Origin of the sequence: Polaromonas sp. C04 (assembly GCF_002002705.1) — a bacterium.
Lineage (GTDB): Bacteria > Pseudomonadota > Gammaproteobacteria > Burkholderiales > Burkholderiaceae_C > Rhodoferax_A.
In genome coordinates, this window is the sequence record NZ_MUNS01000033.1 from 1 (window position 1) to 13,235 (window position 13,235).

Annotated in this window: 13 protein-coding genes; 10 read left to right on the forward strand and 3 right to left on the reverse strand. The window is 67.5% G+C overall.

Features of this window, described 5'->3' with window-relative positions; all coding sequences use genetic code 11:
- The first annotated feature begins 11 nt into the window (after positions 1-11).
- From hemC to B0E49_RS12685, 4 genes are read left to right on the forward strand one after another with little or no spacing between them, the layout of a single operon-like run.
- Complete coding sequence (hemC, locus tag B0E49_RS12670) at positions 12-917, forward strand: hydroxymethylbilane synthase (protein WP_077562678.1); 906 nt, start codon at positions 12-14, stop codon at positions 915-917.
- Between the two features lie 38 nt (positions 918-955).
- On the forward strand, positions 956-1,768 hold the full coding sequence (locus B0E49_RS12675) for a uroporphyrinogen-III synthase (protein ID WP_077562567.1): 813 nt from the start codon (positions 956-958) through the stop codon (positions 1,766-1,768).
- The gene (locus B0E49_RS12680) at positions 1,765-2,844 is read left to right on the forward strand and encodes a uroporphyrinogen-III C-methyltransferase (protein WP_077562568.1); all 1,080 of its coding nucleotides are present in this window, start codon (positions 1,765-1,767) and stop codon (positions 2,842-2,844) included. The genes B0E49_RS12675 and B0E49_RS12680 overlap by 4 nt, the downstream gene beginning before the upstream one ends.
- A complete protein-coding gene (locus B0E49_RS12685; protein WP_077562569.1) occupies positions 2,845-4,131 on the forward strand; it encodes a heme biosynthesis protein HemY in 1,287 nt (428 codons plus the stop codon).
- Positions 4,132-4,235: 104 nt separating this feature from the next.
- On the opposite strand, the gene B0E49_RS12690 is transcribed toward B0E49_RS12685, so the two are convergent.
- Positions 4,236-7,331 carry an Rne/Rng family ribonuclease gene (locus B0E49_RS12690; RefSeq protein WP_077562570.1) on the reverse strand — a complete coding sequence of 1,032 codons (3,096 nt, stop codon included), beginning with the start codon at positions 7,329-7,331 and terminating at the stop codon, positions 4,236-4,238.
- Between the two features lie 519 nt (positions 7,332-7,850).
- On the opposite strand from B0E49_RS12690, the gene B0E49_RS12695 reads away from it, so the two are divergent.
- From B0E49_RS12695 to B0E49_RS12710, 4 genes are read left to right on the forward strand one after another with little or no spacing between them, the layout of a single operon-like run.
- Entirely contained in the window at positions 7,851-8,873 is a 1,023-nt protein-coding gene (locus B0E49_RS12695; protein WP_077562571.1) for an RluA family pseudouridine synthase, read from the forward strand.
- Positions 8,874-8,877: 4 nt separating this feature from the next.
- A complete protein-coding gene (locus B0E49_RS12700) occupies positions 8,878-9,537 on the forward strand; it encodes an HAD family hydrolase (RefSeq protein WP_077562679.1) in 660 nt (219 codons plus the stop codon).
- Between the two features lie 9 nt (positions 9,538-9,546).
- Entirely contained in the window at positions 9,547-9,912 is a 366-nt protein-coding gene (locus B0E49_RS12705) for a Rieske (2Fe-2S) protein (RefSeq protein WP_077562572.1), read from the forward strand.
- 1 nt (position 9,913) lies between these two features.
- Positions 9,914-10,924, forward strand: a complete 1,011-nt coding sequence (locus B0E49_RS12710; RefSeq protein ID WP_077562573.1) for a S49 family peptidase — start codon at positions 9,914-9,916, stop codon at positions 10,922-10,924.
- Here B0E49_RS12710 and B0E49_RS12715 read toward each other — a convergent pair whose 3' ends face one another.
- Together B0E49_RS12715 and B0E49_RS12720 are read right to left on the reverse strand one after the other, a co-directional pair.
- Positions 10,925-11,704, reverse strand: coding sequence for an SAM-dependent methyltransferase (locus tag B0E49_RS12715; RefSeq protein ID WP_077562574.1), 780 nt, complete (start codon positions 11,702-11,704; stop codon positions 10,925-10,927).
- Entirely contained in the window at positions 11,704-12,318 is a 615-nt protein-coding gene (locus B0E49_RS12720) for a Maf family nucleotide pyrophosphatase (RefSeq protein ID WP_077562575.1), read from the reverse strand. Before B0E49_RS12720 ends, B0E49_RS12715 begins: the two co-directional genes overlap by 1 nt.
- A gap of 26 nt (positions 12,319-12,344) precedes the next feature.
- Here B0E49_RS12720 and B0E49_RS12725 point away from each other — a divergent pair, with 26 nt between their 5' ends.
- Positions 12,345-12,893 carry a YceD family protein gene (locus B0E49_RS12725; protein WP_077562576.1) on the forward strand — a complete coding sequence of 183 codons (549 nt, stop codon included), beginning with the start codon at positions 12,345-12,347 and terminating at the stop codon, positions 12,891-12,893.
- 109 nt (positions 12,894-13,002) lie between these two features.
- Entirely contained in the window at positions 13,003-13,185 is a 183-nt protein-coding gene (gene rpmF, locus B0E49_RS12730) for a 50S ribosomal protein L32 (protein ID WP_005794249.1), read from the forward strand.
- Positions 13,186-13,235 lie beyond the last annotated feature (50 nt).

Genomic DNA, 13,235 nt, shown 5'->3' on the forward strand with positions numbered 1-13,235 from the left:
CCCGCCCCCCCATCGTTATCGCCACCCGAGAAAGCCGCCTGGCGTTGTGGCAGGCCGGGCACGTGCAGACCCTGCTGGAGCAGCGCGGCCACCGCATCACGCTGCTGGGCATCACCACCAAGGGCGACCAGATCCTCGACCGATCCTTGAGCAAGGTGGGCGGCAAGGGCCTGTTCGTGAAGGAGCTGGAAGCGGCCCTTGAAGAGGGGCGCGCCGACATTGCCGTGCACTCGCTCAAGGACGTGCCGATGGATCTGCCCGCAGGCTTTGCGCTGGCCTGCGTGCTGGAGCGCGAAGATCCGCGCGATGCCTTCGTGTCCAGCCGCCATGCCGCGCTGGCGGACCTGCCGCAGGGCGCCGTGGTCGGCACCTCCAGCCTGCGCCGCATCGCGCTGCTGCGCGCGCTGCGCCCCGACCTGCGCATCGAGCCGCTGCGCGGCAACCTCGACACGCGCTTGCGCAAGCTCGACGAGGGCCAGTTCGATGCGATCGTGCTGGCCGCGGCCGGCTTGAAGCGCCTGGGCCTGGGCGCGCGCATCCGCGGCGTCTTCGAGCCCGGCGACATGCTGCCGGCCGCCGGCCAGGGTGCGCTCGCCATCGAGGTGCGCGCGCAGCGTCAGGATTTGATCGAGGCGCTGGCCCCGCTGGCGCACCAGGCCACCTGGCTGGCCACCGCGGCCGAGCGCGCCGTCAGCCGCGCCATGGGCGGCAGCTGCTCCATGCCACTGGCGGCGTTCGCCCGCTTCGACGGCGAATACCTGCAGCTCGGCGCCGCCTGGGGCGACCCGGACGGCAGCGGCCCGCTGGTCAAGGCGCGCGGCGGCGCCGCCTGTGCCGATCTGGCGGCCGCGCAGGCGCTCGGCGAGCAAGTCGCGGCAAAGCTGCAGGGCGGCGGTGCCCGCTATCTGCCGGGCTAGCGCACGCACGCCGATTCGTGTCACAACCGCCTGCGGCCATGCGTGTCATCGTGTCCCGCCCCGAGCGCGAGGCCAGGGGCTGGAGCCAGCAGCTGTCGGCGCGGGGATTCGACGTGCTGGCGCTGCCGCTGATCGAGATCGGCCCGGTGACGGACCCGCTGGCGCGCCAGGCCCTGGATTCGGCCTGGCAGCGGCTGGACGGGTACTTTGCCATCATGTTTGTCAGCGGCAATGCCGTCATGCATTTTTTTGCATCAAAACCGTCTTCAGCCCATATTCCACGGGCATGGTCAGCTATCAATTCAGGAATTCAGAAGAATTTCCTGCCGCGCTGCTGGGCGCCGGGGCCGGGCACGGTCCGGGCCTTGCAGCACGCCGGTGTGGCGGCGCACGCCATCGATGCGCCGGATGCGCAATCCGGCCAGTTCGACTCCGAGGCGCTGTGGCAGCAGGTGCACGCGCGCGTGCCGCCCGGTGCGCGCGTGCTGATCGTGCGCGGTGCCGATGAGGGTACCAACGCGGGGCGCGACTGGCTGGCCCATCAATTGGCCGCCGCCGCAGCGCAGGTCGAGACCGTGGCGGCCTACGAGCGCCGTGTGCCGGTTCTCGAAGCGCAGCAACTGGCTCTGGCGCAGCAGGCCGCGCAGGATGGCTCGGTCTGGCTGTTTAGCAGTTCGCAGGCCATCCGCCATCTGGCGCAACTGTTGCCGGCGCAACATTGGGGCCGCGCCCGCGCCGTGGCGACCCATCCGCGCATCGCGCAAACCGCGCGGCAGGCCGGTTTTGGTGTTGTTTGCGAGTCACGCCCCACGCTGGATGACGTGGTGGCCTCGATAGAATCTGTGCCATGAACGCGACCGAGCCTCCTGCCGACGCTGCCAGCCCGCTGGCCGGACCCGCTGTCGAGCCGTCCCGTTCCATTCCCTCCCTCACCGGCGCACCGGGGCATGCCGTGTCGCGCACCCTGGTGATTGTCGTGGCGGTGGTCGCGGCATTGGCGCTGCTGCTCAGTGTGCTGCTGTGGCAAAAACTCTCCACCATCCAGGGCCAGCTGGCGCGCCAGAGCGCCGACTCGGGAGCCCGGGCGGTCGAGGCAAACGGTATGGCGAAACAGGCGCTGGATCTGGCCCGCGAAACCGCGGCGCGCCAGGCCATGGCGGACGAGCGGCTCAGCGAAGTGACGCTGCAGCGCACGCAGCTCGAAGACCTGATGCAAAGCCTGTCGCGCACGCGCGACGACAACCTGGTGGTCGATCTGGACTCGGCCATTCGTCTCGCGCAGCAGCAGGCCCAGCTCACGGGCAGCGTGGCGCCCTTGCTGGCCGCCCTGAAGAGCGCTGACCAGCGTGTCATCCGCGCCGCCCAGCCGCGCCTGGCGCCCGTGCAGCGCGCCATTGAACACGACATCGACCGCGTGACGGCGGCGCGTGTCACGGACACGCCGGGCCTGCTGGACAAGCTCGACGAGCTGGTGCGACTGGTCGACGAGCTGCCGGTGCTGAATGCCGCCGCGAGTCCCGCCGCTGCCCGCGGCGTCGCATCGAAGACCCCGGTCGCGGCACCGGCCTGGTGGCAGCGTGCCCTCGAGGTGCTGCACATCGAGGCGCGCAGCCTGCTGCGCGTAAGCCGCATCGAGCAGCCCGAGGCGATGCTGCTGTCGCCCGAGCAATCTTTCTTCCTGCGCGAAAACCTCAAGCTCAAGCTGCTCAACGCACGGCTTGGCCTGCTCGCGCGGCAGATCGACTCGGCGCGTTCCGATCTGGCCGCCGCCAGCCTGGCGCTGAACAAGTATTTCGACCCGGCCGCGCGCAAGACACAGGTCGTGGCGGGCTTGCTGCAGCAGGTGCAGGGCCAGATGAAGACGGTGGAGCTGCCGCGCGTCGATGACACGCTGGCGGCGTTGGCCACCGCGGCGGCGGGCCGGTAAATGCGTGCCGCTTTGTGGCTGGTCGCCCTGTTTGGCGTGGCCGTGGCCGTCGCCCTGTTTGCGGGCAACAACCAGGGCCTGATCACGGTGTTCTGGCCGCCGTACCGGGTCGATCTCTCGCTCAACCTGGTGGTGTTGCTGTTGCTGGCCGCCTTTGTGCTGATCCATGCGGCGTTGCGCGCGCTCGCGGCATTGTTTGATTTGCCCCGGCAGGCGAAACGCTGGCGCATGCAGCAAAAAGAGCGGACCATGCACGCGGCACTGATGGATGCGCTGTCGTATCTGCTGGCCGGACGCTTCATCCGCGCGCGCAAGTCGGCGCAAGCGGCCCTGAGTCAGGAAAAAGCGCTGAGCGCCTCCGGCGTGAAACTGGTGAATGCGGTGCAGCTGCGGGCCCTGTCGCATCTGGTCGCCGCAGAAAGTGCACAGGCCTTGCAGGACAAGGCCGGGCGCGATGAACACCTGCGGCAGGCGCTGGAAGACCCGTCACAGCGGCACACGGCGCTGGGGCAGGAAACGCGCGAAGGGGCGCAGCTGCGCGCGGCGCGCTGGGCGCTGGACGACCGCGATGCGGCCGCCGCGCTGGCCTGGCTCGACGAGCTGCCGCAGGGCGTGGCGCGCCGCACGCTGGCGCTGCGCGTCAAGCTCAAGGCCGCGCGTCTGGCGCGCCGGACGGTCGATGCGCTGGAGACGGCGCGGCTGCTGGCCAAGCACCGGGCCTTCCCGGGCGACGCGGCGCAAAGCATCGTGCGCGGACTGGCCACCGAACTGATCAACGGTGCCTATGACACCGCCCAGCTGCTGCGCGTCTGGAACTCGCTGGAGAACGGTGAGCGCGTGACGCCCGAGCTGGCGATCGGGGCGGCCCAGCGCATGGCGGCCCTGCAGGGGGACGCCCACATCGCGCGCGCCTGGCTGCTGCCGGTATGGGAGCGTATGGTCGCGCCCCACAGTGATCCATCGGCCGGTCTCGGCGATTACCAGAGCATCAAGCTGGTGCGCGCGCTGGAGCTGGGACTGGAGTCGCTGGATGCGCCATGGCTGGCCCGCATCGAGGCGGCCCAGCAACGCAATCCGCGCGACGCCCGGTTGCAATACCTGGCGGGCATGGCCTGCATGAAGCGCCAGCTGTGGGGCAAGGCGCAGCTGTTGCTGGCCCAGGCCGTGATGGGCCTGCAGGACGCGGGGCTGCATCGCAACGCCTGGTGCGCACTGGCCCAATTGGCCGAGCAGCGCGGTGACGATGCCGCAGCCGCCCAGGCCTGGAAGCGCGCCGCACAGTTGTAAGGGCCCCATAAAAAAGCCGCCGGGGCTTGGCTGACCCGGCGGCTTTTTTGAGGTTGCTGCGGGGCAGCAACGTCACGCTGAGCGGTTTTTCCCGCCCAGCCGTCTTACGGCGTCGCTTCGTGCGAGGCCTGCTCGAACGGCAGCGTCATGTCGCGCAGATCGCGTTTCGTTTCCACCAGGATCAAGGGGCCGTCGTCCTGCACCACGACCGGTGCGCGCTCGCGCGGCACATGCACGGCGCGCGGCTCCGCCGCCATGGCGGCGCGCGCGGCGGCGATCTTGCCGGCGTCGGAATTCACCCATTGCAGGCCCGAGCCCGTGGCGACCTGCGCGAGCTCGGCCAGCGGCAGTTCGAAGGAGGCAACCTTGGGCAGCGCGGGCGCCGACGAGGCGACGGCAGGCGCGGCCGCAACGTGCACGGGCGCAACGGGTGCGGTCGCAACAGGAGTCGGTGCCTGCACCGGGATGGCGCTCAGGGGTGCCTGACTGGCTGCAGGTTCAACGGCGGCCGGTTCGCTGGCTGCCGGCGCGGCCGTATCGAAATACGACCTGCGCTGCACCGGTTCATCCTGGGCTGCAGGCTGGCCGGCCTCCGGCACGCCGGACGGCGCTGTTTCAGCGGCCTCAGAGGCATCGCGCGGCGCGCGTTCGCGGCGGTCGCGGCCATAGCGGTCACGCGAGCGGCGCTCGCGCGGTTCACGCTGGCCATCCGTGCGCTCGGCCGACACATCACCGGCCTGACCTTCGCCGGCCTCGGCTGCAACGCCGACCGTTGCCATGGCTGCTGCTGCCACCTCGGCGCCGGCAGACAGCGGTTCACTGCGATTGGTGGCCTCGTCCGTGCCCGGTGCGCGGTCGCCGGCGCGGTCATTGCGACGCTCGCCGCGGCTCTCGGGCTGTTTGTCGCCACGATCGCTGCGCTCACCGCGTTCACCACGGCCCTCGGTGCGTTCACCGCGTTCGCCGCGGCCTCCACGTTCGCGCCGCTCACCGCGCTCACCGCTGCGCGGCGCACGCTCCTGCCTGGGCTGCTCGTTGCCGGCGCCTTCCATGGCCTCCGGCGTACCCGTCACGGGGCTGGTTGCTGTCGCGTTGTCGGGCGCCAGCGGGCGGCCTTCGCCGTCACGGCGTTCGCGCGGTCCCTGGCGGTCGTTGCGGCGTTCACCGCCACGGCCACCGCGGCCACCGCGACCTTCGCCGCGCGGGCCCTGACCTTCTGCCTCGGCGCCTTCTGCGCGACCTTCGGCGCGCTCTTCACCGCGGCGCTCACCGTCGCGGCCGCCACGACCCTCGCCACGGCCTTCGCCCCGGCGGCCACCGCGGCCTTCGCCCCGGCCTTCACCACGGCGACCATCGCGGCGTTCACCGTCGCGACCACCACGGCCTTCGCCGTCGCGTCCCGTGCGGCCTTCGCGTTTGTCGTCTTTTTTCGGTTCTGCGGCCACCACCACCGGCGCGGCAGCGGGTTTGCTGCCAAACAGGCCCTTGATCCAGCCAAAGAAGCCGCTTTCCGCAGGCACCGGCGCCGCCACGACGGCGGGCGCTTTCGCCACCGGAGCCGGCACGGGCGCAGGCTTGGGCGCGGCCACCGGGGCGGGGGCGTCAGGCAGCACACCCTTGATGACGGGCTCCTGCTTGTTGCTGCGCTCCTGCGAACGGCGCGTGACCGTGGTCGGATCTTCGATTTCCTCGGCCATCTTGTAGCTGACTTCCATACCGTCCAGACGCGGGTCGTCGTGCTTCAGGCGCTCGAGCCGGTAGTTCGGTGTTTCCAGCGTCTTGTTGGGCACCATCAGCACGTTGATGCGCTGCTTGAACTCGATCTTGGCGATCTCGGTGCGCTTCTCGTTGAGCAGGAACGAGGCCACTTCCACCGGCACCTGGCACATCACCGAGGCCGTGTTGTCCTTCATGGACTCTTCCTGGATGATGCGCAGGATCTGCAGCGCCGAACTTTCGGTGTCGCGGATATGGCCGGAGCCGCCGCAGCGCGGGCAGGGGATGGAGGCGCCCTCGCTCAGCGCGGGTTTCAGGCGCTGGCGGCTCATTTCCATCAGGCCGAACTTGCTGATGGTGCCGAACTGCACGCGCGCGCGGTCCTGCCGCAGCGCATCGCGCAGGCGGTTTTCCACGTCGCGGCGGTTGCGCGACTCCTCCATGTCGATGAAGTCGATCACGATCAGGCCGCCCAGGTCGCGCAGGCGCATCTGGCGCGCCACTTCGTCGGCGGCCTCCAGGTTGGTGCGGGTCGCGGTTTCCTCGATGTCGCCGCCGCGGATCGCGCGCGCCGAGTTCACGTCCACCGAGACCAGCGCCTCGGTGTGGTCGATCACGATGGCACCGCCGCTGGGCAGCTGCACGGTGCGCGCGTAGGCCGACTCGATCTGGTGCTCGATCTGGAACCGGCTGAACAGCGGGGCGTCATCGCGGTAGCGCTTGACGCGCGCGGCGTGCTCGGGCATCACGTGTGCCATGAACTGCTGGGCCTGGTCGTACACGTCGTCGGTGTCGATCAGGATGTCGCCGATATCGTTGTTGAAGTAGTCGCGGATGGCGCGGATCACCAGGCTCGATTCCTGGTAAATCAGGAACGCACCCTTGCCACTTTTGCCGGCACCGTCGATCGCGCTCCACAGCTTGAGCAGGTAATTCAGGTCCCACTGCAGTTCGGGGGCGCTGCGCCCGATGCCGGCGGTGCGCGCGATGATGCTGGCGCCGGCAGGGTATTCCAGCTGGTCCATGGCCTCCTTGAGCTCGGCCCGGTCATCGCCCTCGATGCGCCGGCTCACGCCGCCGCCGCGCGGGTTGTTGGGCATCAGCACCACGTAGCGGCCGGCCAGCGAGACAAAGGTGGTCAGGGCCGCGCCCTTGTTGCCGCGCTCTTCCTTCTCGACCTGGACCAGCAGCTCCTGGCCCTCCTTGATCACGTCCTGGATGCGCGCCTGGCTGACCGGCACGCCCTGGGCGAAGTACTGTTTGGAGATTTCCTTGAACGGTAGAAAACCGTGGCGGTCTTCGCCGTAATCGACAAAGCAGGCCTCCAGCGAGGGCTCGACGCGGGTGACGACGGCCTTGTAGATGTTGCCCTTGCGCTGTTCGCGCCCTTCAATTTCAATTTCGTAGTCGAGCAGCTTTTGCCCGTCCACGATCGCCAGCCGGCGTTCTTCGGTCTGGGTGGCGTTAATCAGCATCCGTTTCATGATGCGTTTCCTTCAATCTAAAACATTCACAGGCCTCTCGCGGGCCAACGATGCCTGATCGGACGCTTTGAAACGAAGGGAATTGCCGGAGAGCCTGCGACTATGCCGGGCCGGGGCTCGGTTGTCGGGGCGTAGGCGCTTGGACGCGGGCGAGAGGGTGCGGATATGGATCAGCCACAAAATTAGTAGCTGGACGCGCCCGAAAGACGGGGGCCAGGGGCTTTTCCACGCCAAAGGGCGGGGACAACAGCCACCGCCACAAGGTTTGAATCAGCACCATCAACACAAGAGTTCTCGCTTTAGTCCGCCGGCAACCCGGTGCGCAGCGCGCGAGGTTGCCGGATTTGGGTATTCCGTATCAGTGTTTCAATTGCGTCGTCTCGACCCATGGGGTTGTGTGCCACCTGGCGCTCGGGCGCCCGGTTTGCAGACAATGGCCATGAGTGGCATCGACCTGCCAGTGCATTTTGTTCGGTGCCCTAAACTTGTAGTTAATCAAGCACTTACAACATATCGCTGGTGAAAAACATTATAGGCGTTCACAAGCCCCTTGCGCCGTCCGCGGCCGCGCCGGAAGTCAAATTCATCACGGTCGATGACGAGTCCGCCGGCCAGCGGCTGGACAACTTCCTGATGCGGCACCTCAAAGGGGTGCCCAAAACGCATGTGTACCGCATCATCCGCAGCGGCGAAGTCCGGATCAACAAGGGTCGGGCCGCCGCCGACGCCCGGGTGCAGGTCGGCGACGTGCTGCGGTTGCCGCCCGTGCGGGTGTCCGAGCGCCAGCAGGAAAAAGCGGCGAATCCGGCGCCGGCCCGTGAATTCCCGATCCTGCTGGAGGACGACTGGCTGCTCGCCATCGATAAACCGGCCGGCGTGGCGGTGCACGGCGGCAGCGGCGTGAGCTTTGGCGTGATCGAGCAATTGCGCCGGGCCCGGCCGCAGGCCCGGTTCCTGGAACTGGTGCACCGGCTGGACCGCGATACCAGCGGCATCCTGCTGGTGGCCAAGAAGCGCAGCGCCCTCACGACCCTGCAAGACCAGTTTCGCGAGCGCGAGACCGGCAAGACTTACCTGGCGCTGGTCGCGGGCGACTGGCCGGCGAATAAAAAGGTGATCGACGCGCCGCTGCACAAATACCTGCTGCCGGCGGGCCAGGACGGGGAGGGGGAGCGCCGCGTCAAGGTGGTGGCCAAAGGCGACCCGGACGGCATGCGCTCGGTCACGCTGGTCAAGGTGGCGCGCCGGCTGGCGGGTTTCACGCTGCTGGAGGTGACCATCAAGACAGGGCGCACGCACCAGATCCGGGTGCATCTGGCGTCCCAGGGGCACGCCATCGTCGGGGATGACAAGTACGGCGATTTCGAGTTGAACAAGTCCCTGCAAAAGCAGCAGGGGAATTCGGGCCTGAAGCGCATGTTTTTGCATGCGTGGCGGTTACAGTTCAACCACCCGTCCAGTGGCGAGCGCATCGAGCTGCTGGCCGCACTGCCCCCGGAACTTCAGAGATTTGTCGACCATGTCCCAGCTCCAAAACCCTGACGCCATGCGTGCGCGGCAATTTGACCTGATCGCCTTTGACTGGGACGGCACGCTGTTCGATTCCACGGCCATCATCACGCGCTGCATCCAGCTGGCCGTGCGCGATGTCGGCGGCACGGTGCCCAGCGACAAGGAGGCCGCCTACGTGATCGGCATGGGGCTGATGCAGGCGCTGGCGCACGCCGCGCCCGACGTACCTGCGTTCAAATATCCGGAACTTGGCGCGCGCTACCGTTTTCACTATATGGCTCGCCAGAGCGATATAGTCCTGTTCGAGGGCGTGCTGCCGCTGCTGGCCGACCTGAAGGCGCGCCATTATTTGCTGGCGGTCGCCACCGGCAAGAGCCGGCGCGGGCTCGACGAGGCGCTGCGAAGCTCACAGCTCGCGGGCCGCTTCGACGGCTCGCGCACCGCCGATGAGACGGCCGGCAAGCCCGATCCGCGCATGCTGCACGAATTGATGGCCGAATTTGGCGTGCCGCCCGAACGCACGCTGATGATCGGCGACACCACACACGACCTGCAGATGGCTTTGAGCGCTGGCTGCGCCAGCGTGGGCGTGAGCTACGGCGCGCACGAGCCCGGTGACTTCGAGGCGCTCGGCCCGCGCGTGGTCGCGCATTCGGTGCGCGCGTTGCACGACTGGTTGCTGCAAAACGCCTGAGCGCGACGCATGAACCCCCTGATTGCACTGTGCAACGCCTCGGACCTGAAGGAGGGCGGCGAGGCGGTTCCGTTTGACGTGATCTTTGGCGGCCAGACCTGCCGCGCCTTCGCCATCCGCTTCGAGGGCCGGGCGCACGCCTACCTGAATCGCTGCGCCCATGTGGCGATGGAACTCGACTACCGGCCGAACCGGTTTTTTGACGACACGGGCCAATGGCTGATCTGCGCCATCCATGGCGCGGTGTACCGCCCCGACACGGGCGCATGCGGCGGCGGCCCCTGCCGCGGTGGTCTGGTCAAGATACCGCTGTCCGAGCAGGACGGTGTGGTGCACTGGCATACTGCACACAATCTTTTACCTGTCGAGTTTTGACATGACTGACTCCAATAGCCCGCAAGGCCCCGAAGAATTTACACAGGCTGCTACAAAGTCGGTAGCAAACAGCAGCGCGACGAATGCCCCCGGCTGGGAGCGCGCCGCGCTGGAAAAATTGGCCTTTGCCGCGCTCAACGAGCAAAAGTCCTCGCGCCGCTGGAAAACCTTCACCCGGCTGGCCTGGCTGGCGTTTTTTGTCTTTATCGTGTGGGCCGTCATGCACCGGGGCAGCGCCAGCACCGACAAGAGCACGGCGCATACCGCCGTGGTCGACATCAAGGGCGAAATTGCCTCGGGTGGCGAGACCAGCGCCGACGCCGTGGTGGAGGCGCTGCGCAGCGCGTTTGACGACGACGGCTCCAAGGCGGTGGTGCTGTTGTGCAATTCGCCGGGCGGCAGCCCGGTGCAGGCCGGCATCATGAACGACGAAATCTACCGCCTGAAAGCCAAATACAAGAAGCCCGTATATGCGGTGGTGGAGGAGTCCTGCGCCTCGGCGGCCTACTATACCGTGGTGGCGGCCGACAAGATCTTTGTCGACAAGGCCAGCATCGTGGGCAGCATTGGCGTGCTGATGGACGGTTTTGGCTTTACCGGGCTGATGGACAAGCTGGGCATCGAGCGCCGGCTCCTGACCGCTGGCGAAAACAAAGGCTTTCTGGACCCGTTCAGCCCGCAGACCGACAGGCAGCGCGCCTACGCCCAGGTCATGCTCGACCAGATCCACCAGCAGTTCATCGACGTGGTGAAGAAGGGGCGCGGCGAGCGCCTGCACGAAACGCCCGAAACCTTCAGCGGCCTGTTCTGGACCGGCCAGCAAGCCATTGACCTGGGGCTGGCCGATCAGCTAGGCAGCCTCGACTACGTGGCGCGCGAGGTCGTCAAGGCCGAAGACATCGTCGACTACACGCAGCGCGCCAACGTGGCCGAGCGGCTGGCCAAGAAGTTTGGCGCTTCGGTCGGCGAAGGCGCGGTGCGGGCCCTGGAGGCGATTCCGGCGCTGCACTGATCAGCGCCCGATGGCAAACACAGCCGGCGTCTGGTTGTCGGGCCCGCCCCCGTGCTGGCGCCATTGCTTCACCGACTGGCTGCGCGTGGCGGCGCTGGCCAGCGTGAGTCCACTGCTGACGGCCAGCCGGGTGCCCGGCTGCAGCGCTTGCAGCAGCGCCTGCAGCAGCACGGCATTGCGGTACGGGGTTTCGATGAAGAGCTGGGTCTGGCCCGTTTTCAACGCCAGCGACTCCAGTTCGCGGATTCGGCTGGTGCGCTGCGCCGCGTCTTGCGGCAGGTAACCAACAAAAGCAAAGTTCTGTCCGTTCAGGCCGCTGGCGGCCAGCGCCAGCAGCAGCGACACGGGGCCCACCAGCGGCAGCACGGCCAGCCCCAGATCGTGCGCCGCCCGCACCACCGAGGAGCCCGGATCGGCCACGGCCGGCATGCCGGCCTCGCTGACCAGGCCCATGTCATGCCCCTGCAGGGCCGGCGCCAGCAAGGGCCGTGCGTCGAAGTTGCCGCTGTGATCGCCCTTCTTGTGCACCTCGCGCGGCAACTCCTGAATTTGTAGCGCCTGCAGCTGGTGTGACAAGGGCTGCAGCTCGTTTACGCGTTTAAGGCAGGCGCGCAGGGTTTTCGCGTTCTCGCACACCCAGTGCTCCAGCCGCGCCGCGACCTGCAGCGTGGCCAGCGGCATCACGTCGGCAAGCGGGGTTTGCTGCTCGCAGCCAAAGTCCAGCGGCGCGGGCACGAGGTAGAGCTTGCCGAGGCGAGGCGCGCTGCCGGGCTGCGCCATCACAACACCTTCACGCCGGCCGCGCGAATCATGCGGCAGGTGCGGATCAGCGGCAGGCCGACCAGCGCGGTCGGGTCGTCGCTCTCGATGGCGTCGAGCAGCGCGATGCCGAGCCCCTCGCTTTTGGCGCTGCCGGCGCAGTCGTAGGGCTGCTCGGCTTGCAGATACGCCTCGATCTCCGTATCGCTCAAGTCACGAAACTTCACGTGGACCGGGGCCAGTTCCGTCTGCGCAAAGCCGGTCTGCGCGCACACCACGGCCACCGCCGTCTGGAAAATGACCGTCCGGCCGCGCATGCGGCGCAGTTGCTGGGTGGCGCGCTCGTGCGTGCCGGGCTTGCCCAGCGGTTCGCCGGCCAGGTCCGCGACCTGGTCCGAGCCGATCACCACGGCGTCGGGGAACTGACTGGCGACGGCCTGCGCCTTGGCCAGCGCGAGGCGGCACGCCAGGCCGGCGGGCGCCTCGCCCGGCCGCGGCGTTTCATCGACTTGGGGTGCGGCCACTTCAAAGGGGATGCGCAGGCGCTGCAGCAGTTCGCGCCGGTAGCGCGAGGTCGAACCGAGCACCAGTGCACGTGGTGCTGCAGGGGGCGATTGAGCAAAAACTTGAGGCATGCGGGGATTCTCTTACACTGACAGCCATGAAAACCGGTTTTGTTGCCAGCCGTCTCGACGTCAAGGCCTTCGCGCAAGCGGCAGGGCAGTTGGCGGCGCAGGACACGCTACAGAAATATGAGCGCCTTCTGCAGGAGACGCAGGGACTGGGAGCCGATTTGCCTCTCAACTGGGCGGCCACGGGCGAGTTGCGTGCAGTGCCGGGCGAGGCGGACCAGGTCTGGCTGCACCTGAAGGTTGACGCGACCCTGCCGCTGACCTGCCAGCGCTGCCTCGGCCCGGTCGATGTGAGCGTGGCGGTGGATCGCGCTTTCCGCTTCGTGGCCGACGAAGAAACCGCGGCCGCGCAGGATGACGATTGTGAGGAAGACCTGCTGGTGCTCAGTCACGATCTCGACTTGCGCGCGCTGATCGAGGACGAGGTACTGATGGAGCTGCCTCATCTGCCGCGCCATGAGGTGTGCCCGGTAGACGTGAAGTTAGCGGTCGCTGACGAGGCGTTCGAGGCGGAGATGGTGGCCAAGCCCAATCCGTTTGCCGTACTGGCCAGGCTCAAAGGGGATAAAGCCAGTTAAATCAAGGAGTTGGGCTATAATCGCAGGCTCAGCGCGGATCAGGGGCGTCATCCTGTTTGCGCATGGATACGATCCTTTTAGTCAACCGCATTAATTCCAGGAGCCAACCATGGCCGTCCAGCAGAACAAAAAGTCACCTTCCAAGCGCGGCATGCACCGTTCGCACAACGCCCTGAATGTGCCGGGCATCGCGGTGGAACCCACCACCGGCGAGACGCATTTGCGTCACCACATCAGCCCGAACGGCTTCTACCGTGGCCGCCAGGTGCTCAAGAACAAGTCTGAAGCCTGATTGCGTTTCAGTGCCAGGGCCCGGCGCTACAGTTTGAGTAGCAACGGGCC